General features: G+C 38.1%; 28 protein-coding genes, 3 tRNA genes and 3 pseudogenes. 5 read left to right on the top strand and 29 right to left on the bottom strand.

All coding sequences use genetic code 11. From position 1 onward, the window contains the following. Positions 1-135: 135 nt before the first annotated feature. The 4 genes from CC99x_RS07235 to CC99x_RS07250 form a co-directional block, all read right to left on the bottom strand. Positions 136-660 carry a hypothetical protein gene (locus tag CC99x_RS07235; RefSeq protein ID WP_057624795.1) on the bottom strand — a complete coding sequence of 175 codons (525 nt, stop codon included), beginning with the start codon at positions 658-660 and terminating at the stop codon, positions 136-138. 431 nt (positions 661-1,091) lie between these two features. Then, a complete protein-coding gene (locus tag CC99x_RS07240) occupies positions 1,092-2,036 on the bottom strand; it encodes a nucleotidyl transferase AbiEii/AbiGii toxin family protein (RefSeq protein ID WP_057624796.1) in 945 nt (314 codons plus the stop codon). Beyond that, the gene (locus tag CC99x_RS07245) at positions 2,033-2,653 is read right to left on the bottom strand and encodes a DUF6088 family protein (RefSeq protein ID WP_057624797.1); all 621 of its coding nucleotides are present in this window, start codon (positions 2,651-2,653) and stop codon (positions 2,033-2,035) included. Before CC99x_RS07245 ends, CC99x_RS07240 begins: the two co-directional genes overlap by 4 nt. A gap of 322 nt (positions 2,654-2,975) precedes the next feature. Next, positions 2,976-3,365 (bottom strand): tyrosine-type recombinase/integrase, encoded by a 390-nt coding sequence (locus CC99x_RS07250; RefSeq protein ID WP_083477363.1) that lies wholly within the window; start codon positions 3,363-3,365, stop codon positions 2,976-2,978. Here CC99x_RS07250 and CC99x_RS07255 point away from each other — a divergent pair. The 3 pseudogenes from CC99x_RS07255 to CC99x_RS07265 all read left to right on the top strand — a co-directional run. Beyond that, positions 3,322-3,435, top strand: a pseudogene (locus CC99x_RS07255) (transposase); the annotation flags it as partial. The gene CC99x_RS07250 and the pseudogene CC99x_RS07255 sit on opposite strands and share 44 nt — an antisense overlap. 45 nt (positions 3,436-3,480) lie before the next feature. Continuing rightward, positions 3,481-4,098: pseudogene (locus tag CC99x_RS07260) on the top strand (ISL3 family transposase); the annotation flags it as partial. A 31-nt stretch (positions 4,099-4,129) separates the two neighbouring features. Continuing rightward, positions 4,130-4,264, top strand: a pseudogene (locus tag CC99x_RS07265) (transposase); the annotation flags it as partial. A 63-nt stretch (positions 4,265-4,327) separates the two neighbouring features. Here the strand turns inward: CC99x_RS07265 and CC99x_RS07270 are convergent. From CC99x_RS07270 to CC99x_RS07315, 10 genes are all read right to left on the bottom strand, one after another. Continuing rightward, positions 4,328-4,416, bottom strand: a tRNA-Leu gene (locus tag CC99x_RS07270). 14 nt (positions 4,417-4,430) lie between these two features. Continuing rightward, a tRNA-Cys gene (locus CC99x_RS07275) sits at positions 4,431-4,504 on the bottom strand. 51 nt (positions 4,505-4,555) lie between these two features. Continuing rightward, positions 4,556-4,630, bottom strand: a tRNA-Gly gene (locus CC99x_RS07280). A gap of 136 nt (positions 4,631-4,766) precedes the next feature. Beyond that, the gene (gene pgsA, locus CC99x_RS07285; protein WP_057624834.1) at positions 4,767-5,321 is read right to left on the bottom strand and encodes a CDP-diacylglycerol--glycerol-3-phosphate 3-phosphatidyltransferase; all 555 of its coding nucleotides are present in this window, start codon (positions 5,319-5,321) and stop codon (positions 4,767-4,769) included. Positions 5,322-5,630: 309 nt separating this feature from the next. Beyond that, on the bottom strand, positions 5,631-7,136 hold the full coding sequence (gene der / locus CC99x_RS07290) for a ribosome biogenesis GTPase Der (RefSeq protein WP_057624800.1): 1,506 nt from the start codon (positions 7,134-7,136) through the stop codon (positions 5,631-5,633). 10 nt (positions 7,137-7,146) lie between these two features. Next, a complete protein-coding gene (gene bamB / locus CC99x_RS07295) occupies positions 7,147-8,355 on the bottom strand; it encodes an outer membrane protein assembly factor BamB (RefSeq protein ID WP_057624801.1) in 1,209 nt (402 codons plus the stop codon). A gap of 10 nt (positions 8,356-8,365) precedes the next feature. After that, positions 8,366-9,049 carry a tetratricopeptide repeat protein gene (locus tag CC99x_RS07300; protein ID WP_057624802.1) on the bottom strand — a complete coding sequence of 228 codons (684 nt, stop codon included), beginning with the start codon at positions 9,047-9,049 and terminating at the stop codon, positions 8,366-8,368. Between the two features lie 28 nt (positions 9,050-9,077). Continuing rightward, entirely contained in the window at positions 9,078-10,346 is a 1,269-nt protein-coding gene (hisS, locus tag CC99x_RS07305) for a histidine--tRNA ligase (protein WP_057624803.1), read from the bottom strand. Between the two features lie 236 nt (positions 10,347-10,582). Then, positions 10,583-11,005, bottom strand: coding sequence for a DUF1937 family protein (locus CC99x_RS07310; protein ID WP_057624804.1), 423 nt, complete (start codon positions 11,003-11,005; stop codon positions 10,583-10,585). A 430-nt stretch (positions 11,006-11,435) separates the two neighbouring features. Then, entirely contained in the window at positions 11,436-11,906 is a 471-nt protein-coding gene (locus CC99x_RS07315; protein ID WP_200953470.1) for an RT0821/Lpp0805 family surface protein, read from the bottom strand. A 146-nt stretch (positions 11,907-12,052) separates the two neighbouring features. Between CC99x_RS07315 and CC99x_RS07320 the strand changes: the two genes are divergently transcribed. After that, the gene (locus CC99x_RS07320; RefSeq protein WP_158003217.1) at positions 12,053-12,199 is read left to right on the top strand and encodes a hypothetical protein; all 147 of its coding nucleotides are present in this window, start codon (positions 12,053-12,055) and stop codon (positions 12,197-12,199) included. 4 nt (positions 12,200-12,203) lie between these two features. On the opposite strand, the gene CC99x_RS07325 is transcribed toward CC99x_RS07320, so the two are convergent. From CC99x_RS07325 to CC99x_RS07385, 13 genes are all read right to left on the bottom strand, one after another. Next, the gene (locus CC99x_RS07325) at positions 12,204-12,779 is read right to left on the bottom strand and encodes a helix-turn-helix domain-containing protein (protein ID WP_057624805.1); all 576 of its coding nucleotides are present in this window, start codon (positions 12,777-12,779) and stop codon (positions 12,204-12,206) included. Positions 12,780-12,806: 27 nt separating this feature from the next. Beyond that, positions 12,807-13,601 (bottom strand): type IV pilus biogenesis/stability protein PilW, encoded by a 795-nt coding sequence (gene pilW / locus CC99x_RS07330; protein WP_057624806.1) that lies wholly within the window; start codon positions 13,599-13,601, stop codon positions 12,807-12,809. 45 nt (positions 13,602-13,646) lie between these two features. After that, on the bottom strand, positions 13,647-14,798 hold the full coding sequence (gene rlmN / locus CC99x_RS07335) for a dual-specificity RNA methyltransferase RlmN (protein ID WP_057624807.1): 1,152 nt from the start codon (positions 14,796-14,798) through the stop codon (positions 13,647-13,649). 125 nt (positions 14,799-14,923) lie between these two features. Then, on the bottom strand, positions 14,924-15,355 hold the full coding sequence (gene ndk / locus CC99x_RS07340; RefSeq protein ID WP_057624808.1) for a nucleoside-diphosphate kinase: 432 nt from the start codon (positions 15,353-15,355) through the stop codon (positions 14,924-14,926). Between the two features lie 207 nt (positions 15,356-15,562). Then, positions 15,563-15,763, bottom strand: coding sequence for a Fe-S cluster assembly protein IscX (gene iscX / locus CC99x_RS07345; RefSeq protein WP_057624809.1), 201 nt, complete (start codon positions 15,761-15,763; stop codon positions 15,563-15,565). Further along, positions 15,763-16,101, bottom strand: a complete 339-nt coding sequence (fdx, locus tag CC99x_RS07350; RefSeq protein ID WP_057624810.1) for an ISC system 2Fe-2S type ferredoxin — start codon at positions 16,099-16,101, stop codon at positions 15,763-15,765. The genes iscX and fdx overlap by 1 nt, the downstream gene beginning before the upstream one ends. After that, entirely contained in the window at positions 16,094-17,932 is a 1,839-nt protein-coding gene (gene hscA / locus CC99x_RS07355) for a Fe-S protein assembly chaperone HscA (protein WP_057624811.1), read from the bottom strand. Before hscA ends, fdx begins: the two co-directional genes overlap by 8 nt. 8 nt (positions 17,933-17,940) lie before the next feature. Next, complete coding sequence (gene hscB, locus CC99x_RS07360) at positions 17,941-18,513, bottom strand: Fe-S protein assembly co-chaperone HscB (protein WP_057624812.1); 573 nt, start codon at positions 18,511-18,513, stop codon at positions 17,941-17,943. Further along, positions 18,503-18,889, bottom strand: a complete 387-nt coding sequence (locus CC99x_RS07365) for a HesB/IscA family protein (RefSeq protein WP_057624813.1) — start codon at positions 18,887-18,889, stop codon at positions 18,503-18,505. Before CC99x_RS07365 ends, hscB begins: the two co-directional genes overlap by 11 nt. Next, the gene (iscU, locus tag CC99x_RS07370; RefSeq protein ID WP_057624814.1) at positions 18,873-19,280 is read right to left on the bottom strand and encodes a Fe-S cluster assembly scaffold IscU; all 408 of its coding nucleotides are present in this window, start codon (positions 19,278-19,280) and stop codon (positions 18,873-18,875) included. Before iscU ends, CC99x_RS07365 begins: the two co-directional genes overlap by 17 nt. Positions 19,281-19,291: 11 nt before the next feature. Beyond that, positions 19,292-20,506 carry an IscS subfamily cysteine desulfurase gene (locus tag CC99x_RS07375; RefSeq protein WP_057624815.1) on the bottom strand — a complete coding sequence of 405 codons (1,215 nt, stop codon included), beginning with the start codon at positions 20,504-20,506 and terminating at the stop codon, positions 19,292-19,294. After that, positions 20,503-20,985 (bottom strand): Rrf2 family transcriptional regulator, encoded by a 483-nt coding sequence (locus CC99x_RS07380; RefSeq protein WP_057624816.1) that lies wholly within the window; start codon positions 20,983-20,985, stop codon positions 20,503-20,505. The genes CC99x_RS07375 and CC99x_RS07380 overlap by 4 nt, the downstream gene beginning before the upstream one ends. A 115-nt stretch (positions 20,986-21,100) precedes the next feature. Then, positions 21,101-21,877 carry a TrmJ/YjtD family RNA methyltransferase gene (locus CC99x_RS07385; RefSeq protein ID WP_057624817.1) on the bottom strand — a complete coding sequence of 259 codons (777 nt, stop codon included), beginning with the start codon at positions 21,875-21,877 and terminating at the stop codon, positions 21,101-21,103. Between the two features lie 52 nt (positions 21,878-21,929). On the opposite strand from CC99x_RS07385, the gene CC99x_RS07390 reads away from it, so the two are divergent. Further along, entirely contained in the window at positions 21,930-22,706 is a 777-nt protein-coding gene (locus CC99x_RS07390; RefSeq protein WP_057624818.1) for an inositol monophosphatase family protein, read from the top strand. A 108-nt stretch (positions 22,707-22,814) separates the two neighbouring features. On the opposite strand, the gene secF is transcribed toward CC99x_RS07390, so the two are convergent. Both secF and secD read right to left on the bottom strand, forming a co-directional pair. After that, positions 22,815-23,744 carry a protein translocase subunit SecF gene (secF, locus tag CC99x_RS07395; RefSeq protein WP_057624819.1) on the bottom strand — a complete coding sequence of 310 codons (930 nt, stop codon included), beginning with the start codon at positions 23,742-23,744 and terminating at the stop codon, positions 22,815-22,817. Position 23,745: 1 nt separating this feature from the next. Then, positions 23,746-25,608 (bottom strand): protein translocase subunit SecD, encoded by a 1,863-nt coding sequence (gene secD, locus CC99x_RS07400; RefSeq protein ID WP_057624820.1) that lies wholly within the window; start codon positions 25,606-25,608, stop codon positions 23,746-23,748. Between the last annotated feature and the right edge of the window lie 41 nt (positions 25,609-25,649).

A 25,649-nucleotide genomic window follows, 5' to 3' on the forward strand; every position in this document is an offset into this window, starting at 1 on the left:
AAAATTTATTTTCTATCAACCGCGATGATTATTTTTTCAGAAAATCACTTATTCCACTCCTTAAAAAACACATCAGCAAATTATTTAACACTAAAGTTCTTGAGTCCTGTTTCTTAATACTCTACAACACAGCTATCAACAACGCTGTGTCTCTGGATATCTAAATGACGAACATTTCATATCAAAATCTTGAGATATCATGAAGCAACCATCCGTTAATGCTGCTATAGGGTTAAATGGTATCTTTAAAAAATTATCTGGTGAAAATTGCAGCACCACTTTGGAAAATTTGTTTGAAATTGAATTCAAAATCAGATCAAGATCACAGAGTTTTGTTGCAATAATATCTTTTATGTACAATGTTTCATCTTTAATCTGATAAATAACCATACAATCCATTGACTCAATATAGTAAGCAGACATATACAGTAAATTGAGCGTTGCGACTGTTGTTTCTTTGATAATGCCAAAACAGTTTGAAATGGGAATACGATCAGAATACAATCTCTGCATCAAACTTAAATCTTCAGGATTATCTAGATCAATTTTCCTTAGAGACTCCTGCATGTATCCTGAAACATATGTCCCCAATAATGCACCTATGAAAGCTAAAATTGCTGTACCAATAGAAACGCCTAATTTCAACTTACTATTCTTCATATATTTTATTAACCATACTCAATGAAGCAAACAATAGCTCAATCTCAATAAAGGAGGCACTTTAAGCCAAAAATGTTGATCTACTAACAAAATAATAGTTAAGCGCCAAAGGCAATCATATTTTATTTTTGTCTGGATTTACAGTTAGGAAAACGCAAAACAAGCCCGTTAATTTTTTTGTTAACTTGAGGGAATATGAAGATGATCTATATATTCATCAAGGTCTTGGATCATTTTTTGAGACAGAAGGTGCAGAAAAGCAGTTTTGCCTTGCTCAGAGGCCTGAATGGGAGTGATACTTTTGATAATTTTTGCTAAAAACTCGGTCAACAGTAATCATTGTTAAAACCGCTGCATATTAATTGTAGCGGTCGCAATATCATAACAATGTTGGAAACTCAGATTTCTACAGGGTTGAATGATAAGCTAATTCACCCAATTTCTCTAATTTTAATGAGTGAGGCATAAATGTCTTCAAAAGATGGGGAGCCACTATAATATAAAGCTGAATTTTGGGAAAACCTTTTATTGTATAAATTAAATATTTCAGGGTTAGAATCAAAGTTAAAAGCAATATTCTCTTTTAGATTTTTTATGTCTTTTGATCTAAATCTTAATTCTTTATGCTTGACATAATCGTCCGTACCAATAAATTTTTTTACTCGATCTTGCTGAAAAAGCTGATGTACATCATAGAAATGCCTTAAGAAGTTCATTTCAAACTCACCACTTTCAATCTGCTGACGAACTTTGGTACTAATAGCCTGCAGCTTTTCTACAAACGTATACTCCGGTAAATAACATTTTATAGCTTTTGCTCTATTATCAATTAGATCGGGCATAACATCTTTGGCTTTATCAAAAGCCCAAGAACTAATGTCAATTGGCGAATTTGGCGCTATCGCATCAAAACCAACCTCAAGTAGAATATTTGGCTTAATACCGTTTGGGGTGTCAAAAAAACTTTTATATTGTAAGCTTATACCTGCATTTCTAAAAAACTCATCATCAAATTTCTTATCTCTTTTAGACTCCATGCTTGAGATATTAATTTCATTAGCTAGATCATCAAAAAATAATTGCCTGTCTGTAGCATATTTTTTATCAGCAAATTTTGTTCTGCTCGTTAATTTATATTTTGGATCAGGATAAATGTGTATATCAATATCCTCAGAAAAGCGATTAATAATTTTGAATGCTTTTGAAAGAGATGTCCCACCTTTCAATTCAAACTCATAGCCTTGCTGTTGTAACCCCCAGAGGGCATGCATAATCCAATAATCTTTCTCAACCAAATATGGTTCGTCTATTCCAATTTCGTCCGCAACAATCTCAAATAGTTCTTGAGCCTCATCTATTTCATGTAAAAACTTCATGCAACCTTCTTAACTGGATACTGCTTGCCATGTTCTAAAGCAACAAAGAATTTCTTCGTGTAAACGTGCCCATATTGCTTTGCCAGAGCAAATAGCTTAGTATTATCGAATTGATTTTCTTGCACACTATTGGCAACATTATTTAAAAGCTTTCTCGGATCTTCACCTACATCTTCAAGATTATTTACTAAATCAACAAGCAAATATTCTTTGGTTAAATCTTTCGGATAACCTTTAGCTTTTAGCTTAAATTCATAGGTTCGATTGCCTAGTTTAAGATCACCATGCCTCTTTTTGTTATAAACAAATGTTTGTTTTTTTAGCTGAGTTAACCCTAAACCCAAACCATTATAAAGATTAGGTGAGAATATTAAAAAATCATCCGTTTTTAAGAACGCGCTCACTACTTGCTCTGCTGATGCTGGCACATCTCCAAAACGACTTTTTTTGGGAAGCGAGTATAAGCCTGGGCCCACTCTTTTTAAGTAGCCTTCCTTCTGTAGCTGCTTTAAGTCTCTGCCAAGTGAGCCTGAGAGCGATTCTAAATCACCCCAAGAATAAACTTCACCTACAGTGAGCTTTGACAGCAAATTATAGCGTTTTAGTACTCTGTTCATAGTGAGTAATATAGCAAGTTGATAAGCTAAATGCAAGTATTTTAAATTAAAATAATGTCATAATTTAAAGATAGAATATATATCCTATTGATATAAAACATATTTATTAGATTGTATATCAACATATTAAGATAAAAATCTATCGTGATAGTACCCTATACATTACTGATATCCTGCTCAGTATTCGTTTCAAGGACATTAAACGTTTTGCTCACCAAAGATGAAAAACGCTTATTATCCAAGTGTGTATATCGCATGGTTGTTTGAATACTCTTATACCCAGCTAATGAGGCAATTTTATGCAGCTCAGCCCCGCTATTAGCTAAAGTTGAAAAAAGGCATGACGCAGGCTATGAAATACCAGCTTTTCACCTTTTTCATTAAACAAAGCAATTTCTGCTTGCTCAAGCGCTCTGTGCGATTCATTGCGAAAATCATAAATAGATAATGGATTGTGTGGACTGCCAAAGATCAGACCATGCCCCAATGCACGATGGTTCTTCAACTCAGCAACAACGATATCTGTTAAATGTAGAACCTTGTCTGTGCCATTTTTAGTATCTTTACAATGTGCTTGTTGTTGCTGCAGATCGATATCGCACCAACATAATTTTTCAAGCTCACCGCGTCTTGCTCCTGTTGTAATTGCCATAAGAATGAGTAAATAAAACAATGGGATTACCGAAGGATTCCATCGCAAGATGAAGCTCATTCAAAGAAGAGCATATGGATTTAGAAATTTTGAAAATTATAGATTAAGAGTTAAAGTGCTATGTTCGTAAACTGAAGTGCCCCCTTAAGTAGGGAAGACCCGCAAAAGTGGCTCTGATTTATTGCCTTTCATTAATCAGTTACCAGGTAGAGAGCGTGTCAAAATAGCTTGTATTGATTTAAGTGTTACTTATCGAAACCTCATTAAGAAGCACTTCCCTAAAGCCTTAATTGTAACGGATAGGTTTCATGTACTAAGACTGATTGAACAGGCTTTTATGAAAACCTGTCACAGCATCCATCCACAAATGAAGTATCACAGAGGAATACTGGCTATGTTTAGAACGCGTCCTGAGCATCTAACCGAAACCAAGAAGCTTAAACTTAAACAATTCTTAGATGAACATCCGGCCATACAGGTGCTTTATCAGTTTAAGGAGCGACTCTTTACTCTTCTAAAACATAAACATCGCAAGGCAAAGGAATGCAAAAATCTAATCCCTATTTTCCTTGATATGGTTAAACAGCTCAAAGCAGCCATCTTCTTACCGCTTGTTAAGCTCGGGAAGACCTTATTTAAATGGAGAGAGGAAATAGTAAGAATGTGGCGATTCACAAAGAACAATGGAATTACCGAAGGATTCCATCGCAAGATGAAGCTCATTCAAAGAAGAGCATATGGATTTAGAAATTTTGAAAATTATAGATTAAGAGTTAAAGTGCTATGTTCGTAAACTGAAGTGCCCCCTTAAGTAGGGAAGACCCAGAATGTGGCGATTCACAAAGAACAATGGGATTACTGAAGGCTTCCATCGCAAGATGAAGCTCATTCAAAGAAGAGCATATGGATTTAGAAATTTTGAGAATTATAGATTAAGAGTTAAAGTGCTATGTTCGTAAACTGAAGTGCCCCCTTAAGTAGGGAAGACCCGAAATTTTGAGAATTATAGATTAATAATTAAATGGTGCCCGGGGCCAGACTCGAACTGGCACGGAGTTTAACCTCCGAGGGATTTTAAGTCCCTTGCGTCTACCTATTTCGCCACCCGGGCATTGATTGAAAAGTTGGAGGCTGAGGCCGGAATCGAACCGGCGTACGCGGCTTTGCAGGCCGCTGCATAACCACTCTGCCACCCAGCCAAAGCATCTGATTATCGAAAATCAAATGAGACAAAAATGCATGCTAAAACTTGGAGCGGGAAACGAGATTCGAACTCGCGACCCCAACCTTGGCAAGGTTGTGCTCTACCACTGAGCTATTCCCGCGTTATGTTGGGGCATTTTATAGAATTCCTATGTTCTGTCAACCCCTTATTAGACCTAATATTTTAGAATTAAGACACTCAATTTACTAAAATAAAACTTTAAATTTTAAATTTTCTATCTAATCCAAGCGAATTAATTAATCTTTAAATCCAACTTCGATAATTGCTGCACGTAAATAGTTATACATTGACCATAATGTCAGCGCCACAGCAACGTACATAAGCACTATACCCAGCTTTATAAGCGGTAACGACCAATCTGCAGGATTAGCTAAAAGAATAACTATAGCTAAGATTTGAATAAGGGTTTTTGCCTTACCCAAGTAGCTAACTGCCACATTTGCTTGCTTACCAATCTCTGCCATCCATTCACGAAGCGCAGAAATCGCGATTTCACGACTTACAATGATTGCTGCGGGGATAGTTACCCAGATGCTGCCAAATTCGCCTACGATTAATACAAGCGCCACAGCAACGATTAATTTGTCTGCAACAGGATCTAAGAAGGCACCAAATCGTGATGTCTGATTTAGCTTTCTTGCAAGATAACCGTCTAACCAATCCGTTAAACCTGCAAGACAGAATATCCCTGCTGTAATCATTCCAGCATGAGAAATAGGTAAATAAAAGCTCAATACAAAGCAAGGAATTAAACATATTCTTAACAATGTAATTGAATTGGGTATGCTCATTAGCATGAAGAAATTTCCCTAAATCATTCAGATTACCAAGCTCGTTGCAGGCTAGCACGACATTATCGATAGAACAATATTTTCTGTCTTAAATCTTAAACTTTAGTATTTCAAATATATATTAGTACACTGCAACATTCGTTTTTGCAAATGAACGAAGTGGATAATTCTCTTCCCTTGATTTCAAGGCGCACTAAAGTGAGCAGAAGGATTTTTCAGAATCTTTGCTTGAAAAATCCTTCTATGCACCTAAAGATGCCTCTTTCTTTGGTTACAAAGAAAGAACATTGATTCGCTCCGCGAATCGTACTAGTAAGCCTTAGCACGTTTTCGTTTAGACTTCTCTATTCTATGTTTAATCATACGTCTTCGCTTACTGAGCTGCTTAGGTGTAAGCTCATTCACTTTATGCTTATAAGGATTTGCCGTTGTTTTAAACACAAGTTTTACAGGCGTTGAATGCAGTTTCAAAGCCTTCATATAATAATGCATCAAATAACGTTGGTAATGCGGTGGCACGCTTTCTGCCTGGCTGCCATGAATAACAACGGTGGGCGGGAAATGTCCCCCACTATGTGCATAACGTAATTTAATGCGTCTACCATGCACCAAAGGCGGCAAAGCTTGCATTTGTGCCTGATACAAAATTTCTGTTAACTGTGCCGTAGAGTATTTTTTACTTGCTTCTTTATATGCACGAGCAATCAGCTTATACAAAAGCCCCACATTGGTGCCATGAAGCGCAGATATCGTTTGCACTTTAATAAAATCCGCAAAACGTAAACGCTGGCTAATTTGCTGCTTAACCTTTTGCTTTTGTTCTGTTTCTAAATTATCCCACTTATTCAAACATAGGATAATTGATTTACCTGCCTCTATCGTATAGTGAATCAATTTTAAATCTTGTTCGCCCAAACCTTCTTGTGCATCGATAATAATCAAGGCAACGTGGCATGACTGCACTGCTTGCAAGGTTTTGACGATAGAGAACTTTTCTATTTTCTCTTTGATATTCGCCTTTTTACGAACACCTGCCGTATCAATTAAAATAAATTTTTTGCCAAAATGTTCAAGCTCAGACTCAATGCTATCAATGGTTGTACCTGCTTCATCATAAACAACCATGCGTTCTTCACCCAACATGCGATTTGTCAGAGTGGATTTTCCAACATTGGGTCTACCAATAATAGCAACTCTGATAGGTTGCTCTTCTTCAAAAGTATCTTCTAAATCATCTAGCTCTGCTTCTAAAGATTCTAAATCAAGCGCCTCGTCGTCTTCGTCTTCTTCATAATAACCACAGTCTTCATTCACAGGCTCTTCAGGTGGCAATAAACTATCCAGCACATGCGCCATCAACTGATTCAGACCACGATTATGTTCAGCAGAAACACAATGAATTTCTTTGATGCCCACTTGATAAAACTCTGCGGACAAACAATCTGCATCACCGGCATCAATTTTGTTCACCAATAGATACAATGGTTTATTTAACATTCGTAATTGGCTGGCAATTTCTAAATCTTCAGGCATTAAACCTGCTTTAGCATCCACAACAAAGAAAATATGTGAAGCATCATTCAATGCCGCTTTTACTTGGCTTTCAACCAAACTACGATAGGTGTCTTTTAGAAAAAGACCACCTGTATCAACAAAAATATGCGGCACATCATGTCGTCGGCCATGTCCATATTGGCGATCGCGCGTTATACCTTTGAGGTTGCCTACTAATGCATCTCTCGAGCACGTAAATTGATTAAAAAGTGTAGATTTACCTACATTGGGTCTACCTACGATCGCAACTACAGGAATCATGGTGTATATCTTAACCTTTATGTCTATTATTCATATCAAGCGACAAGTCTACGCGAGAGAGTTTGCCATTTTGTTGTGAAACCAACAAGAAATCATTTGCAGCAACAGGCGCCTGATAAAATTTCTCACCTGCTTCTGCTCTACCTTGCAAATGGCCTGTCTGAGTATCCAACCAATGCACATACCCCCCTCTATCAGCAACAACAATATGCCCCTGATAAAGACTTGGATTGGTTATATATCGTGTTGCAAGTTGATTTTGCTTCCACAAGGTAACGCCGGTCTGTCTGTCAATCGACCATAAATTATGCTCATCATCGGTGATGTAAAGCGCTGTTTGATCATAAGCCATATTTTCATGTGCAGAGATATTACGCTCCCAGTTGAGCTGCCCTGTTTCTAAATCAAGGGCTGCTAGCTTGCCTTGATAAGCAATGATATAGACAGTATTACCAATAACGATAGGATCAGCACTGATATCAACCATGCGTTGTAATTCAGAGCGACCCCGAGAAGTTACAAGCGTATACTCCCATTCAATCATGCCACTATACAAATTCAAAGCAACCAATCTGCCCGAAGAAAGGCCAACCAATACTTTATCTTGGCTTACAACAGGCGCACTTTTGGTTCGCAACGTCAGCGCCGGCACAGAGTGATTGACGCGCCATAGTATTTCACCATTTCTAGAATTCAAGGCGTTTACACTGCCATCTAAGGCATTTACAACTACCATTTGACCTTGGCCACCCGGCATAGAAACCACTTCACTTGAAACGGATTGACGCCACAATTCTGCACCTGTTGTTCTGTCTAAAGACACAACAAATTGCTTTGCGGTCACAATCAATTGATTATCAATAACAACAGGCCCTGCTGTAATATTCAAACCAATCTTATGCGACCATACTTCTTTGCCATTACTAAAATTTAAGGCAGAAACTAAACCATTGTCTGAAGCTGAGTAAATGGTGTTTTCAAAAATAATGGGTCGAATTTTATTGTATAAACTATAATTTTCTTTGCCTTTTTTAGTCCATGCAATTTTTGCTACACGATGCCCACTATTCTTTGATTTCATTTCTGGCAAAGCACTTAATTCAGGCTCTGCTCTTTTCTCAAAAGGATTACGAATAGGACTTTGTCCGCAAGCAGTCAACCCCAAAATACTTGCAGTTAAAATCGCTGCACTTACTTTTTTATACTTCAAATTAAACATTATTTGTTGCCTACCCTTTTTGCTTTGTAGCTTCGCTTTCTTTTAATGCTTCAATATCTTTGTTGCTTAAACCAAGATTATTGAGCTTTAATGTGAGCAATGGACCATGAAGTGCTTCATCCGGTGCTGCCAAAATCGCCGCCTTATAAGAATCTACTGCATCTGCCAGCTTATTTTCTTGCTTATTCATATCGCCTTTTAGCTCCTCCATTAAGGTGAGCCAACCATTTGCATTTTTCTTATCATACAAGGCATACGCTTTGTCTAACTCGCCAGCTGCCAAAAATACTTTAATGAGACGTATTCTCGCTATTTTTTTGAAGTCATTATCGATACTTTTTTCCATGACCCATTTCAAATGCTTCTCAGCTTGAACATAGTCTTTTCCTTCAACTGCTTTTTTAGCAAGCATAAGAGAAGCTATTTGCGCATAGGGTGTTTTTGCATATTCGTTAATCAAACGATTTGCTTTACTCTGTACACTTGCTTCATCATTTTGTTCTTCGCTCTTTAGCATCCCAAAATAATGTTCTGAAGCCTGCCCAACCAACACTTCTTTATGGTGAAGCCAATAGCGCCCCCCTAAGAAAATGCTCATTACAATAATCACAATCCATGACAACATATTGCCATGTTTACTAAACCATTTCTTAATCGCTTCCCACTGTTGTTCTTCAGTTTCGTAACCTACCACAACGATCTCCTTACAGAATTAATTCCAATCAACGAATCGCATTTTTTAAAAATATAATCAAATCTTCAAACCCGAGGCTTTGTTGCTCCGTATGAGCACGTAATGACTTGAGCGTAAAACGCTTATTGCTGCGTTCATCTTCACCATAGATAATCGCCCATTCTGCACCACTTTTATCCGCTTTTTTAAATTGCGACTTAAAGCTACCTTCACCACAATGGCACACTAATTTAATATGTGGGACTTCATCTCTAATTTTTTCTGCAATCGCCAGCGTTTCTAAAGAATCATGCACAATAAAAACATCAACGCTTTTAGTTGCTGGTAAAGCCGCTTTTTCTTGCAATAGTAATAATAATCTTTCAATACCTAAAGCAAAACCTGTGCTAGGTGTGGATGTTTTTTGGCCACCAATGAGACTTACTAAATCATCATATCGACCGCCAGCGCAAACTGTACTTTGTGCACCCAGTAATTCAGACTTCCACTCATAAACAGCATGCGTATAGTAATCAAGCCCTCGAACCAAACAAGGGTTAATCACAAAAGGTATAGAATGCTGGCTAAGATGATGTCCGATTGTTTCAAAATGAGCCGTAGACTGCTCGCCTAAAAATTCTAAAATGCTGGGAGCATCTTTTATTAAGGCTTGCATGCTACTTTCTTTGCTATCCAAAATACGCATTGGATTTGCAGTCAACCGTCTTTGCGAGTCTTCGTCCAAAGCATCTTTATGATCAGAAAAATACTCTACTAATTTTTGCCTATAAACGAGTCTTTCTTCATAAGTGCCTAAAGAATTAATTTCTAAAGTCACGACATCAGAGATATTGAGCATTTTCCACAGCCGCGCTGTCATGAGTAGCAATTCAATATCAATATCTGGCCCTGAAAAACCAAAAGCCTCTACACCCAACTGATGAAATTGGCGCAAACGCCCTTTCTGCGGACGTTCTCTTCGAAACATCGGCCCTAAATACCATAGCTTTTGGCTTTGATTATGGATTAAACCATTTTCTAATACGGCCCTTACACATTGCGCCGTTCCTTCTGGCCGAAGACTTAAGAGATCCCCACCTTTATCTTCGAGGGTATACATCTCTTTCTCAACAATATCAGTCACTTGACCTATCGCACGCTTAAACAAGTCCGATTTCTCGAGTAGCGGAGAACGAATTTCATTGTAGCCATAGCCACCCAACAAACTTTTAAATTTGTCTTCCAAATAATGCCAATACCCAATATCTGCGGGTAGTATGTCTTTCATACCTTTAACGACCTGAATATCTAGGCCCATGACAAATCATCCTATCGTTTCTACAAATTATAAAAGCTTGGGCTCTAATGGCATAAACAATCATTTAAAGCTCAAATGTGGAGGCCACATTTTCCCAGATTAAGGGCTAGCAATAAAGCCAACCCATGGAAAATGTTCAAAGATAAGGCAAAAAAAAGTACGAATATGCCTTCTGATATGCAAAATCAGAAAAAAATAAGGTTAAATTCAAAGATGCCAGCAACAAAATTATTAGACTAACTCATATTGGTGTCTAAAATTTCCAAAAATAATGGCTCACGCTCCACTTTCTTACGATAGTAATCGATGATCGTTTGAGGTACTTCCATCATCTCAACAGGTATTGAGTGCAATTGCGCATATTTAATTTGATCTTGTATGCCTTTAGACTTTTCCCAGCCAGGCATCTTTAAAACAATAACTTTATCGCAACGTTTTATCATGCAATGATTAAAACGCTGCCAGTCCTCCAGACGATCTGTTAAATCAGCAAAATTTTCTAGCATGGCATTATGATTTGTTGCAGAAAACACATGAATACCATCGCGAATGAGCTGCGCAGCCATCCATGCAGTCACTAAATAACGAGTATCTCGGATATTTTTTTCTTCATGTGTATAGGGGGAAGCAAGATAGGCCATGGTTTGATTTTGCGACATCGTATTAACTTCCTAGCGTTTAAGTTAACTGGAATGCTTATCATATTATATCCAGTACTTAATGAAAAGGCGGTCTTCAGGGTAAGGACAGTCCGTTAAGAACAAATTAGTATTTAATAGAATGACGAATGAGCGAAGCGAATTGATTTTCTTTCTTTGTTATCAAAAAAAGAGGCGCCTTTAAGGTGCAAAGAAGGATTTTTAATAAAGATTAAAAAAAATCCATCTGCTCACTAACGTGAGCCTCTTCCCTTGATACCAAGGGAAGAAACTATTCACTTCGTTCATTATCAAAGATAAAGACTAGAATAGTCGAAGCACTTGGACGTTAGGCAAGGCGGCAAGCGTCCAAATAACAGGAGTGTATGAAAAATACATGACTGTTATTTGAGACGCGAAGCCAACAAAGCATAACGCTCAAGAGCGAAGACTAGATGGCGTGCCAAGAGCCGTCGGGCTTACGACATGCCGTCCCATACAATTTCTCAGTACGGCCATGCACATGAACGGTCGTAACAAACTCGCGACAGTAATAACCTATTTCCGATTCGCCATCACGCACAGGTCTGTAGGTACCCCAATTGCCTGATTTTGCATTGTTCCAATATACGGTTTCTCCAACAGGAACGCGTGTTGCTTTTGTAAAGGCATAATTGGCTTTTTCCCTGTCATTATCATCCATGCTCACGCCAATTTGATTACCAATTAATCCACCTAAGAGTGCGCCAATTGCGCCACCAACGACACTACCTGCGCCATGGCCAAACTGAGCACCAATGATACCACCCGCAAGCGCCCCTACCACTGTTCCACCCGTTTCTTTTGGTCCTGCTGACTCACAGCCACTGAGTAAAACAATTGTAGATAAGGCCACTGCTGAAAGCTTTAATTTATTCATCATATGACTTAGTGCAAATGCACTCCTCCCAAGATTAATATAACGAGCAATATGTCCTATTTCGACCTGATGCAAAAATCCTTAACCACAAAAGATAACCTTATGTGATGCTATAGTTACAGATAAAGAGATTTGGGAAGTAATGCTGTATGGCTTTAAAAGCAATATCTTCGTCTGCTATTTTTATCAGTGTTGTTTTGATTGGCTTTTTAGTCATGATGCTTTTTTACAGTGCGGTGCTACTTCAAGATCTATGGAAGGTAGTTTATGCTCACTGTAAAGCTACAAAAGAATAAACATTTAAGATTTATTCTTTTGTAGCTGATGATGGCTCAATTCTTCCGCCTGTAATTCACTCATCACCATATCCTGAATTGTATCTTCCATCGTTTTGGCATTTTGAGCTGCTAAATTGAATGCTTCTGAATCCGAGCTTTTTTGATATATCCAGTGTGCAAATTCAGAGACACACAATAAAATTGCCAAGGCCGCAAACCAACGGAATTTAGATTTATAAGAAGGCAATGCAGGTGAGAATGATTTTTCCTCATAAGGAAAAACCTCATTGACACGCTGCTCGTATAATCTCAGCACTTCTTCTCGAGCAATATCTAAATAAGTGGCATATTTTATATAACAGGCAATGAGATCTTGCTTACTGCGCAGCAGCGGTGAGTCCAAATCATCTGACTCAATGATTTCTACCATTGTTTGACTAACACCTAAGTAAGCAGCTATATCTTCTATTCTTTGATTTTGCAGAATTCTTTGGCTTTTTAACAAAGCACCAGGCCCCGAGAAACGAGTAGCAACCTCATCTTTTTCTAAGAAAACATGAATTTGCTCGTCTGACAGTGTTCCCATTTGATCACTCATGGTTCACGGCTCCTATATCAATCAATGCTATAAATTTCTAAGGGTATTAGGATATTGCGCATTTAGCATTAATTGTATGCTTGCTTCTTTGTCCTTTTCACCCGATAGTTCTGCCAATTTCAAACCTAATAGTAACGAACGCTTGGTTGGCGCTGCTAACTTTGTATAAGTTGAATAATAGCTTTGTGCTCGTTGATAATCATTGTTTTTAAACTTTATAACTGCCAACTCTAATAAGGATTGGTATCGATTGGGATCGTGTTTCAATGCACGCTCAAAATAATTTTCTGCCTTTGCAAGATTTGGAACTTGCATAATACAAAGGCCTGCATTTTCTAAAACTTCAGCGGTCTTAGAATAGGTCAAATCTTCTAGCGCCAATAAAAACTCTTTTTCTGCTTCTTGATAGCGACCTTGTCGACATAAAAATGCGCCATAATTATTATGGCTTTTACCATTTTTAGAGTCTAATCGCACTGCTTTGGCATAAAATTTTTCTGCTTCAACAAATTCGCCTACCTTCTCAAGATAATATCCATAAGCTTGATTAACATCTGCAACATTAGGTGCCATTTCAACGGCTTTTACTAATTTAGACTTAGCACGCACATAGTTACCTTGCGTTAAGTAACCCATACCTAATTCAGCATTTAATCGTGCGGCTTTTTCATAATCCACAACATTAGGCATGTCATACATGCTGGTAGGCGATGTTTGAGATATTTTTTCTTTAGGCTGGTTGGCTTCTTGAGATTTATTTACAGTCTGGCACCCAGATAGCAAAACTACGAGTGCTACTAATAATCCTTTATTCAAACTCATAAACGCTCCTAATAAAGCTTCACAAGGAAATTTTAAGCGAATAGCCTAATTAATCGTTGGCTCCTGGCTGACAGTCGTATTAACTACCACAGGCAGCTGATACTGTTTCATCGATTGATAAGCTTGGCTTCTTTTGGTTCTATCCAATACACGACCTGCTAATTGCCCACAAGCAGCATCAATATCATCACCACGCGTTCGTCTTACGATTGTAATGATGTCATGAGCCATTAATATTTCTTGGAATGCTTGGATGGTTTCTTTAGAAGAACACTTATAATCAGCGCCTGCAAATGGATTAAAGGGAATTAAGTTTACTTTAGCAGGGAAATTATTTAAGACCTTAACCAGTTCATGTGCATGATGCTTTTGATCATTAATACCCGCTAACATGACATATTCAATCGTTACTTTTCTACGTTTGTGCTTTTGCGTCCAACGTTTGCAAGTTTTAATTAAATCTGCAAGTGGATATTTTTTATTAATCGGCATAATTTCAGTACGAATCGCATCATTAGGTGCATGCAAAGAAACCGCTAAAGCAATATCGGTATCATCAATAAATTTTTCCAAGAATGGCAATACACCTGAAGTACTGAGCGTTACCCGTTTTTTAGATAAATTATAAGCAATGTCATCTTGCATGATACTAATCGTTGGAAGTACATTCTCGTAATTTAAGAGTGGCTCACCCATTCCCATAAATACTACGTTCGTTACGGGATTTTCTTTTTCAATTTCTTTACGCAAAGTATGCACAACATACCAAAGTTGCCCAATAATCTCGGCAGGCGTAAGATTTCTCTGGAATCCTTGCTGCGCTGTATGGCAAAACTTACAATTGAGTGCGCATCCTACCTGGGATGAAATACATAAAGTTGCACGATTTTTTTCTGGAATATAAACCGTTTCTATCGCTGAATTATTAAATGAAGAAAATAGCCACTTGCGTGTTCCATCTTTAGAATGTTGCATAGACAAAAGCCCTGGCGTGCGAATGTACGCATTTGCCTTTAACTTTTCTCTTAAAGCATGACTCAAATCTGTCATCTCATCGAAATCGATAACGCCCTTTTGATGGATCCATCTCAACATCTGCTGAGCACGAAATGGCTTTTCATTCATTTTTATAAAGAATTGAGTTAACCCCTTCCTATCTAGGTCTAATAAATTTACTTTTTCTTGAGAGTCTGTCATAAACTTAAGTCTTATTTATAAGGGGTTACAATACTTCAATAGAGTCACAGCCGATGAGTCATCAGGTAGGTGCTGATTGTATGATAACAAAAGCTCCCACCTCGAAAACTCATATACAAAGACTATTAGCGAATACGCTCGCAGAGTTCATTGCTTTTGAAAAAGAAAGCAATTTCACGCTTAGCAGTATCTTCAGCATCAGAGCCATGTACTGCATTTTCATCAATACTTACAGCAAAATCAGCGCGAATTGTACCAGGAGCTGCTTCTTTAGGATTGGTTGCCCCCATTACATCACGATTTACTTTAATCGCATTTTCACCTTCAAGCACTTGAACCAACACAGGTCCGCTGATCATAAATTTTACTAAATCATTAAAAAAAGGACGCTCTTTATGCACTTCATAGAATGATTCTGCTTGTTCTTGTGAAAGTTGCATCATACGAGCAGCAATCACGCGCAATCCTGCTTTTTCAAAACGTGCAATCACTTGTCCAACAACATTTTTAGCCACTGCATCAGGTTTAATGATAGATAAGGTTCTTTCTAAAGCCATTTTTTACTCCGGTTTAACTGGGATACCCAAGATAATATTTGGGTGATTGAACAAACTAAATTTAATACACTAATATTATACGCAAGTCATGTTTGGTTTGTACATTTGCAAGATTACTCTCAACAACCACAATCCTTAATTAATTGTGGAGTCGTCCCAAGAAACACGGGCGGGCACAGGGACCCGCCCCTACGTTTTAACGACTAATTATTCAAGCTCTTTTATCCAAGCCATTTGGATAGCTTCTAATATTTTTTCATTACTTCGCTTTGGATCATCCTCAAAATTAGGCAATTCACAAACCCAACGATGTAAATCGGTAAATCGTACGTATTGTGGGTCTTGATCAGGAAAAGCATCCGCTAAATCCTCAGCAATCATGTACACATCAGTCCATTTATAAGCCATTAACCTTTCTCCGAAACATGATTAATTGTATATTTAGGGATCTCTATTTCTAAATCTTCCGCTTCAATGATGGATTGGCAACTTAAACGAGACTCTGGCTCCAAGCCCCAAGCCCTATCAAGCAAATCCTCTTCTCGTTCTTCAGGAGGTATCAATGAATCATAACCTTTCCTGACAATGACATGACAGGTTGTGCATGCGCAAGACATTTCACAAGCATGTTCAATGTGAATATCATGTTCAAGAGCAACTTCTAATATGGATTGACCTGGTAATGCTTCAACCGTTTTCCCCTCAGGACAAATCTCTTCATGTGGCAAAAATGTAATTTTAGTCATAATCTTTAAAAACTTCAGAAATAGAGCGGCCAGTTAATGTTTGATCCAATACCCATTGTAACCTTTTTTGCATCAGAACATCTGCTGCAGATTCTAGAGCTTGAATTTGTGTATTTAATTTAGCAACAGAGTCTTTATTTTCAATCTCTTTGCTCAAAGCCTCTTTTGTATCTTGTATATTTTGGATTTCAAGATCAGTCAGCAATTCACTAGAAGATTGCATTGCTTTTTCAATCGTATCAATCAAATGCTGCGCTTCTACACATTTTTCGCTGATTTTTCTATTTTTTATATCTTGGCTGGCATTCATAATTGAATCGTTTAACAAGTCACCAATTGCATCAGAAGAAAGATCAAAAGTAGGCTTCACTTGAATATGAGATTTTGTTTGGCTTTGTAATTCAATCGCTGTTACATCTAGTAAGCCATCAGCATCAAGACGAAAACTGACTTCGATACGAGCTAATCCCGCCGGCATAGGCGGAATACCCGTTAAGTCAAATCGAGCCAACGAACGGCAATCTTTTGCTAGCTCACGCTCCCCTTGTACAACATGCAATGATAATCCCGTTTGATTGTCCTGATAGGTTGTAAAAGTCTGAGTGCGCTGACAAGGCATCTTCGAATTTCTCATTAAGATCTTTTCAACCAATCCCCCCATCATTTCTATGCCCAATGATAAAGGAATGACATCTAATAAAACATGTGGATCTTTACGATTACCTGACAGAATACTGGCTTGAATGGCTGCCCCCATGGCAACAACTTTATCGGGGTCAATGCTATGATGCAATTTACCTGGAAAATGCTTTTCCATTAACTCGATAATATAAGGAACACGTGTTGAACCACCCACCAATAAAACGCCATCAATCTGTGCGGATGAAACATTGGCTGTTTTTAATACTTCATTCACTGTTTCTAAGGTGTTCATCACTAAAGGGAAAATCCAATCTTCAAATTCCGCACGTGTGATACGAATTGATTGATTTTCAATATTAACCGATACTTCCGTTTTTGTGCTTAAAGCCTCTTTTGTATTTTTTGCAATGACACGCAATGAAGCAATATCTACCCTAGCTTCTACTTTATCTCTCAAATGCTCAGCAATAAGGCGATCAAAATCATCACCACCAAGATGAGATAATCCTCCCATGCCCAGTACTTCAAAGACACCTTTCTCAATTTTCAGCAATGAAACATCAAAAGTGCCTCCGCCCAAATCATAAACCAAATAAAGTCCCTCAGCTTTTTGCTCTAAGCCGTAAGCAATGGCTGCTGCAGTTGGTTCATTAAGTAGGCGTAAAACTTGAATGCCCGCAAGACGTGCCGCTTCTACAGTTGCTTGGCGTTGTGTTTCATCAAAATACGCAGGAACAGTGATCACAGCCTGATCAATGGAAGCATCTTCACTATGCGACAAATGGAGTAAGGCTTTTAATATCTCTGCTGAAACCTGTACAGGTGTTACTGTTTTCTCATGAATCTGAATATGGGGCTGGCTTTGCTCAGAATGATGATATTGATATGGGAAATGTATATTTTGTATTTCTAAATCTTGAACACTACGCCCCATTAAACGCTTGATGGAATATAAGGTTTCAGAAGGTGATGCCATCAATTTTGCTTGTGCTTTAGCACCCACTAATACAGATCCATCTTTATCGTAATGAACGACAGACGGTATTAAGTCACTTTGATTTTCTTGAAAATATTTTACTTTCTCATTTTCAAAAAGTGCAATGATGGAGTGCGTTGTACCCAAATCAATACCAATCGCTTTTTTTACAAGCTTAGGTTCTTCTAATGGTTTAATCTGTAATAAATTCATTGAGTGTCTCAAATATTTTTTAATTCTTCATCTAATTTCAAATAAAATTGAAGCTCAAAGATAAGTCGTTCAATCTCTTGTTGAATAATATTTTTTTGTTGTTTTTCTTGTGATTTTTCTGACATCAACTGCTCAAAAGAATGAGTCAATGCTTGCTCATATTGTAACTGCATTTCTGAAATTTTATTTTTTAATTCTGCTAATATCTGTGAATTAGGCTTTGATTTTAATGATTCAATCTCTTCTCTCAAAGACATTTGCTCTATCAAAAATGCTGTATGAGAAGAATTAGAAATATTTTCATCTGGGCTATCTACAACTTTAGTTTGCATGAGATGCGCGAATAAATATTGTGCGCGTTTTAATGGGCTCATTAAAATCTGGTATGCATCATTAATTAGAGTTGAGAGCTGCAAGAAATATTGCTTTTCATAACTTGAATGATTAGCAAAATTATCAGGGTGAAAATTAGATTGTAATCTCAAATACTGCTTTCTTATTTCAACAGGATCTTGCTTAAATTGCCTGTTTAAACCAAAAATCTCAAAATAATCTTTGTCAAAAATGCTGTTATTGCTCATCTTCATCAACTAAGGTAAAACTCTCACCACAACCACACTGATGCCCAACATTTGGATTATCAAATTTAATACCTTCATTGATACCTTCTTTTGAATAATCCATTTGTGTACCACCTTTAAAGAATTTCAAATAAATTTCTTTATCAATAACGACAGAAAAATCACCAAAATGAAACACAAAATCAAAAGCAGTGATCTGAGATTCTTTTGCAAATTCAAGGACATATTCATATCCTGAACAACCTGCTTTTTTAATACCTAGCCGAATGCCTAATAAATCCTTGCCGTGCAGTAATTTTTTTAAATGTTTCTGCACAGAGTCAGACAATATTAAACCAGGATCATTTTCCGGCAACTGATTAAGCGTTTGCGTCATTATTTCTGGCCTCTTTCTTTGCCTGATAATCTTTAATCGCTGCTTTAATCGCATCTTCTGCGAGCAATGAACAATGAATTTTTACTGGTGGCAATTTTAATTCATTGGCAATGTCTTTATTCTTGATTTCCGTTGCCTCATCTAAATTTCGACCTTTGAGCATTTCCGTTGCGAGTGAACTAGATGCGATGGCAGAACCACAACCATAGGTTTTAAAAACTGCATTTTTAATCACACCCGTTTCTTCATCTACTTGAATTTGCAGTTTCATGACATCGCCGCATGCAGGTGCGCCCACCATACCCGTGCCAACGTCTGTTCTTGATTTGTCTAAGCTACCAACATTGCGTGGATTTTCATAATGATCAATTACTTTTTCGTTATAAGCCATCTCTTAACTCCTTAATGTGCTACCCATTCGACTGTTTTTAGATCAATGCCCTCTTGATACATTTCCCAAAGCGGCGATAAGGCTCTTAATTTTTCGACAACTTCGTGAATACGTCCAATCGCGTAATCAACATCCGCCTCAGTAGTAAAACGACCTATCGAAAATCTCAACGAGCTATGTGCTAATTCATCTTCTAAGCCTAATGCTTTGAGCACATAGGAAGGTTCTAAGCTTGCTGATGTGCAGGCTGAGCCAGAAGAAACAGCTAAATCCTTTAATCCCATGATCAAAGATTCACCCTCAACATAATTAATACTAAAATTAATAATACCAGGGACACTGCTTTCTAAAGTGCCATTAAGTGACAAAGCTTCAATATGAGAAATACCATCCCATAATCTTGTCTTTAATTGAGCGATACGCAACGCTTCCATTTGCATTTCTTGTTTTGCAATAAGACATGCCTCACCTAAGCCAACGATTTGGTGAGTTGCCAATGTACCAGAACGCAACCCTCTTTCATGACCGCCCCCATGCATCTGTGCTTCTAAACGTATACGTGGTTTACGACGAACATATAAAGCACCAATACCTTTAGGACCATAGATTTTGTGCCCAGAAAGTGACAACAAATCAATTTGATTGCTTTCCATATCTAAGGGGATTTTACCTGCGCCTTGTGCAGCATCCACATGGAAAATAATATTTTTTTCACGCGTAATGGCACCAATTGCATGGATATCTTGAATAATACCAATCTCATTATTGACATGCATAATTGAAACAATAATCGTATCTTCTCGAATGGCATTTTGAACCACTTCAGGCGTGATTTCTCCCTGACTATTAGGCGTAAGATAAGTAACCTCAAAACCTTCTCGCTCAAGCTGTCTGCAAGTATCTAAAACCGCTTTATGTTCTGTTTTGCTGGTAATAATATGCTTACCACGACGATGATAAAAATGCGCAGCACCTTTAATCGCTAAATTATTTGATTCTGTTGCGCCACTGGTAAAAACAATTTCTTTGGGATCAGCGTTAATCAAAGCAGCAACTTGCTCCCTTGCTTTTTCAACTTGTTTTTCAGCATCCCAACCATAGGCATGTGAGCGTGATGCGGGGTTTCCGTAGCACGATTGTATACAATTAATCATCTTTGTTTGTACGCGTGGGTCGATAGGAGTGGTCGCCGCGTAATCAAAATATCGTATCGTAGATTGACTCATAGTTTTGGTCCAATAGCACAAGGTTCAACAACAGAAACTTTAGTAGGTACTTGCAATGTGTGTATATGATTCAGAATATTAGGTCTTTGCGTCAGATCTTTAAGTGTTACTTTATGCAAAAATTCAAAAATAACGTGATTTAAAGACTCCCATAAATGATGCGTCAAGCATACTGCACCATCATGACAATTGGCTTGACCTTGACATAAAGTAGTGTCCATCTTCTCTTCTACTGCTTCAATGATTTCGGCAATGGTGATTTCTTCCGGCTTTTTGCTCAGAAAATAGCCGCCTTGTGCACCGCGCACGCTATTGAGCAAGCCTTTTTGGCGCAGCTTAGCCGCCAACCGCTCTAAATACGCAGCAGATAGATGATGACGTTTTGCAATATCAGGGATGTTAATAGGCCCTTCTCGTTGCATTAAAGCCATGTCTAAGAGGGTAGTAACAGCGTATCTTCCCTTTGTAGTTAGCTTCATTTCTTCTTTTCTAGTAATTTAAACAGCTGCAATGTCTCATACCCAAGTAAAGTAGTCAAGATTAGAAATATTATAATGCTTGGGCTATTGCTAGGACAGCCAATCATCTAAAAAATTATGTGGTCTCGCTCAAGGAGACTTTGTAAATAATAGCTTTACAGACCCCTCGTAAGATATTCACATCTTCCATATCTAAACGCGCTTTGAGCAGTAATCGCTTCAATCTCAGCATCAAAATACGGGTAGGTTTAGGATCGATAAAATCAACAGCACGCAAAGCTTGCTCTAAATGTTCAAATACACCCATCACATCATCTAAGCTCGCAGGCACTGGGGCATCCCCCAACAATGTATCTTGTTGCTGCTCTTTTTCTACATAATGTTGATATATCTCATAGCAAATAATTTGAACGGCTTGGGAAAGATTTAATGCTTCATACTGTGGATTTGCAGGGATATAGAGGTGAAAATTACATAATGATAATTCTTCATTCGTTAAACCACTACGCTCAGTACCAAAAACAATGGCAACCTTGTCACTGTTGCTATGCTTTAGAACTTTTTCTGCACATTGTTTAGGGGTCACTTTTGGCCATGGGATTTCACGCATACGTGCACTTGTCCCAAAAATCAGCTCACAGTCCTTCACTGCTTCATGCAAAGAAGTAACAACCTCAGCTTGCTGTAAAATATCATCTGCACCTGCGGCACGCTCCGTTGCAACGGCACATGGAAATTTTTCTGGATTTACTAAAACCAATTTTTTGAGTCCCATGTTTTTCATAGCGCGTGCAACTGCACCGATATTACCGGGGTGACTCGTCTCACAAAGAACAATTCGAATTTTTTCTATCATGGTATAAATTTCTTCGCTGGTTTTTAATTTCTTCACCCGTTGTTATAATGCTAGCCAATCAAACAAGAACATTATAGACAACTAACTCATGCACCCATTATTAAATATCGCTATTAAAGCTGCCAGGGCCGCAGGCAAGATGATCGTCCGCGCAGAAGATGAAGTCAAGTCGCTTACCATCATTGAGAAAGGCAAACATGATTATGCCAGCCAAGTTGATAAAATTGCAGAAGAAATTATTATCGATATTATTCGTAAAAATTACCCAAGACACAAAATTCTAGCCGAAGAATCCGGCTTACTAGAACGTGCTCATTCAGAAGATATTACTTGGATCATTGATCCACTCGATGGTACAACAAATTTCCTCCATGGCTTGCCACAGTATTGCGTATCTATTGCCGTACAACAATTTGGAAAGATCCAGCATGGTGTTGTATATGATCCAAATAGAGACGAGCTTTTTTCAGCCAGTCGAGGTGGTGGCGCGCAGCTAAATGGCAAACGTATTCGCGTAAGCTCAACCCTCAAATTAGACAGAGCTTTAATCGGCACGGGTTTCCCTTTTAGAGAATTTCACAATCTTGATAAATATTTGAGCTTCTTTAGAAAGCTCCTACCAGAATGTTCTGGCGTGCGTCGCGCAGGTGCTGCTGCTTTAGATTTAGCTTATGTTGCAGCAGGTCGCTTAGATGGTTTTTTTGAATATGATCTTAAACCTTGGGATATTGCAGCAGGATCATTATTGATTCTTGAAGCAGGTGGCTGGATAAGCGATTTACATTCAGAAAAAGACTGTATGGAAACAGGCAATGTTTTAGCGGCTACACCTAAGATTTTTCCGATTTTAAAAGAAATGCTTTAGATTTACGGATATTTATACAAAGTGGCACTTCCCCTCTCCTGTTGACAGGAGAGGGTGGGTGAAAGCCGGGTGAGGTTAGATCAACAGCAATAAAACATAAAACTCAAACTACGGCATATCGTCTGCTAATTTCTTCGGTGCCCCCATTAAATCTGCCTTACTGAGTCCGAATGCAACAGCTAATGCGCCAGCAACATATATAGACGAGTAAGTACCGATAAGGATACCAATCAACAAGGCAGTAGAAAATCCATGTAATGAATCACCACCAAAGAGGAATAAGGCAACAACAACAAGTAAGGTTGTCGCTGAGGTCATAATGGTACGAGATAACGTCTGGTTGATAGACATATTCATAATTTCTACAGCAGAACTCTTACGAACTTTTCTGAAATTTTCTCTCACTCTATCAAAAACAACAATTGTATCATTCAAAGAATAACCAATTGCCGCTAAAATACCAGCTAATGTTGCAAGATCAAACTCAATTTGATAATAAGCAAAGATACCTAAAATCAATATTGGGTCATGCAACAATGCAATAGCTGCACTGATACCAAAACGATATTCAAAGCGCATTGCAATATAAATCATCGTTGCAAAGAGCGCGACTAAAACGGCTAAAGCGCCTTGCTCAGCAAGCTGTGCTCCAACTTCAGCCCCCACAAACTCAATACGAAGTAACTCGACGTTTTCCTGATTGGCTCTGAGGGCTTCTAACACCTTATGTCCCAACTCGTCTTCCGTCATGTCTTCTTTATTGGCTATTTTTAATAAGATGTCATTTACAGCGCCGTATTGAGTTACTTTCGTACTTGAAAAGCCTGCTGCCGCTAACTGTTCATTGACCGAGTCAACATCCACTGGCTTATCATAGCGTAACTCAAGTTGTGTTCCGCCCGTAAAATCCAAACCAAAATTTAAGCCTTTCATAAATAAAAGCGTAACCGAAATAATAAAGACAGAAATAGATATAACGGCGGTTATTTTTCTCTGCCCCATGAAATCAATATGAGGAATATTTTTAAAAAACTCCATGTTAAATCCCCACTCTTAATTTTTGTACTGTACGACCACCATAAGCAATATTTACCATTGCACGTGTACCCATAATTGCCGTTAACATAGATGTTAAAATACCAATGGTTAATGTAATAGCAAAACCTCTGATAGGCCCTGTTCCCACACTAAAGAGGATAACAGCAACAATTAAAGTGGTTAAATTTGCATCTATAATGGTAGACAAGGCTCTTTCAAAACCAGCATGAATTGCCGCTTGTGCAGATAAGCCTAGCCTCAATTCTTCTCGTATACGCTCGAAAATAAGTACGTTTGCATCTACGGCCATACCAATCGTTAATACAATACCTGCTATGCCTGGTAAAGTTAGTGTAGCCCCCACCAAAGAAAGAATTGCCACTAACAAGATAACATTAGCGACCAATGCAAGGTTGGCAATAAAACCAAATACACTGTAATACAACAGCATAGCGACAACTACTAAACCTAGACCAACAGCAATCGATAACTTGCCCAATCGAATGTTTTCTTGTCCAAGGCTTGGTCCTACGGTGCGCTCTTCAACAATCGTAATAGTAGCCGGCAAAGAACCCGCTCTTAACAAAATAGCTAAATCTTGTGCTTGCTGAAGTGTAAAGCCTGTAATCTGAAAGCGATTACCTAAAGGACTACGAATGGTCGCAAAACTGATTAAGTTCTCAGACGTCCATGTTTTTTTAACAGATTCACCATTTTCCTCGACGGAATCTGTTTTGGTTTCTATGTATACAACCCCTAAACCAACCCCCACATTTTCCAGGGTTGTTTTTTGCCACAAAGCTAAACCTTTATTGGCAACTGTTACATGTACTGCAGGTTGTCCTGTTTGACCATCAGAACCCACAACGGCACCGATAATAGAATCGCCGGTTAAGATAACGCGCTTACTCAATAAGACCTGCCTATTACCTCTATCGGTATACCATTTTGTACCTGGCGGTGTGATATTGGGCGTTGCCTTTTTGGCTTCTTCTGTCGCTTCCAGATGGAAGGCCAGCGTAGCGGTTTTTCCAAGAATGTCTTTAGCGCGCGCAGTATCTTGAATACCAGGTAATTCAACAATAATGTGATTTAAACCTTGTCTTTGTACAACGGCTTCTGATACACCTAGCTCATTTACACGATTACGCAAAGTAGAAATAGACTTTTCTACCGTTGAATTGGTGATTTCTTGCACACTCACTTGTTTAATATGACCAAGTAATTGATAGCGATTATCAACTTTCTTTTGAATGAAATCATAATCTTTAAAATGTTGATTAATGATTTTAAGCGCGTCTTTTGCCCCCGCTTCAGAATCAAAACTTACAACAACTAACTTATCATTGTCTACTTTGTAAAGCTGGCTGTAACGAAGCTTGTTTTCACGCATGAGTGAACGAATTTCACCCAATGCACTTTCTAAATATCGACTGAAAGAACTCTCAACATCCACTTCCATTAAGAAATGAACACCACCACGCAAATCTAATCCTAGTTTCATGGGACTCGCACCAAACCAAGTCAACCAAGCCGGTGTTTTAGGTGCTAAATTTAAGGCGACAATATAATTCTCACCCACAACCTCTTTAATGGCCTCTTTGGCTTGCAATTGTATTTGGGGGGTAGAAAATCTTGTTAAAATAGTTGAGTTTTCATGCTTAATAGAGATATAAGGAATATCTTTTTCTTTAAGATGATCTTCAATTTTCTCAATGATGGAAGGATCAAGACTAGAGCCAGTTGAAGCAAGTACTTGTACAGCAGGATCTTCACCAAATAAATTTGGTAATGCATAAACAAGCCCTACCAATAAAATGCCTAGTAATAATAAGTACTTCCATAGTGGATACTTGTTTAACATACTACTCCTTGTTTATATATAAATACTCAAAGTCATGTAAC

The sequence above is a fragment of the Candidatus Berkiella cookevillensis genome (assembly GCF_001431315.2).
Lineage (GTDB): Bacteria > Pseudomonadota > Gammaproteobacteria > Berkiellales > Berkiellaceae > Berkiella_A > Berkiella_A cookevillensis.

Coding starts and splice junctions, on each gene's coding strand:
- rlmN (WP_057624807.1), bottom strand. CDS start 14,798: ATGACAGACTCTCAAGAAAAAGTAAATTTATTAGACCTAGATAGGAAG.
- CC99x_RS07320 (WP_158003217.1), top strand. CDS start 12,053: ATGGCTTTAAAAGCAATATCTTCGTCTGCTATTTTTATCAGTGTTGTT.
- fdx (WP_057624810.1), bottom strand. CDS start 16,101: ATGACTAAAATTACATTTTTGCCACATGAAGAGATTTGTCCTGAGGGG.
- secD (WP_057624820.1), bottom strand. CDS start 25,608: ATGTTAAACAAGTATCCACTATGGAAGTACTTATTATTACTAGGCATT.
- hscB (WP_057624812.1), bottom strand. CDS start 18,513: ATGAGCAATAACAGCATTTTTGACAAAGATTATTTTGAGATTTTTGGT.
- pgsA (WP_057624834.1), bottom strand. CDS start 5,321: ATGAGCATACCCAATTCAATTACATTGTTAAGAATATGTTTAATTCCT.
- pilW (WP_057624806.1), bottom strand. CDS start 13,601: ATGAGTTTGAATAAAGGATTATTAGTAGCACTCGTAGTTTTGCTATCT.
- iscX (WP_057624809.1), bottom strand. CDS start 15,763: ATGGCTTATAAATGGACTGATGTGTACATGATTGCTGAGGATTTAGCG.
- hscA (WP_057624811.1), bottom strand. CDS start 17,932: ATGAATTTATTACAGATTAAACCATTAGAAGAACCTAAGCTTGTAAAA.
- CC99x_RS07380 (WP_057624816.1), bottom strand. CDS start 20,985: ATGAAGCTAACTACAAAGGGAAGATACGCTGTTACTACCCTCTTAGAC.
- ndk (WP_057624808.1), bottom strand. CDS start 15,355: ATGGCTTTAGAAAGAACCTTATCTATCATTAAACCTGATGCAGTGGCT.
- CC99x_RS07390 (WP_057624818.1), top strand. CDS start 21,930: ATGCACCCATTATTAAATATCGCTATTAAAGCTGCCAGGGCCGCAGGC.
- der (WP_057624800.1), bottom strand. CDS start 7,136: ATGATTCCTGTAGTTGCGATCGTAGGTAGACCCAATGTAGGTAAATCT.
- CC99x_RS07245 (WP_057624797.1), bottom strand. CDS start 2,653: ATGAACAGAGTACTAAAACGCTATAATTTGCTGTCAAAGCTCACTGTA.
- hisS (WP_057624803.1), bottom strand. CDS start 10,346: ATGGGCCTAGATATTCAGGTCGTTAAAGGTATGAAAGACATACTACCC.
- CC99x_RS07375 (WP_057624815.1), bottom strand. CDS start 20,506: ATGAGTCAATCTACGATACGATATTTTGATTACGCGGCGACCACTCCT.
- secF (WP_057624819.1), bottom strand. CDS start 23,744: ATGGAGTTTTTTAAAAATATTCCTCATATTGATTTCATGGGGCAGAGA.
- CC99x_RS07315 (WP_200953470.1), bottom strand. CDS start 11,906: ATGATGAATAAATTAAAGCTTTCAGCAGTGGCCTTATCTACAATTGTT.
- CC99x_RS07325 (WP_057624805.1), bottom strand. CDS start 12,779: ATGAGTGATCAAATGGGAACACTGTCAGACGAGCAAATTCATGTTTTC.
- CC99x_RS07235 (WP_057624795.1), bottom strand. CDS start 660: ATGAAGAATAGTAAGTTGAAATTAGGCGTTTCTATTGGTACAGCAATT.
- CC99x_RS07365 (WP_057624813.1), bottom strand. CDS start 18,889: ATGACGCAAACGCTTAATCAGTTGCCGGAAAATGATCCTGGTTTAATA.
- iscU (WP_057624814.1), bottom strand. CDS start 19,280: ATGGCTTATAACGAAAAAGTAATTGATCATTATGAAAATCCACGCAAT.
- CC99x_RS07310 (WP_057624804.1), bottom strand. CDS start 11,005: ATGTCGCAAAATCAAACCATGGCCTATCTTGCTTCCCCCTATACACAT.
- CC99x_RS07240 (WP_057624796.1), bottom strand. CDS start 2,036: ATGAAGTTTTTACATGAAATAGATGAGGCTCAAGAACTATTTGAGATT.
- bamB (WP_057624801.1), bottom strand. CDS start 8,355: ATGTTTAATTTGAAGTATAAAAAAGTAAGTGCAGCGATTTTAACTGCA.
- CC99x_RS07250 (WP_083477363.1), bottom strand. CDS start 3,365: ATGAGCTTCATCTTGCGATGGAATCCTTCGGTAATCCCATTGTTTTAT.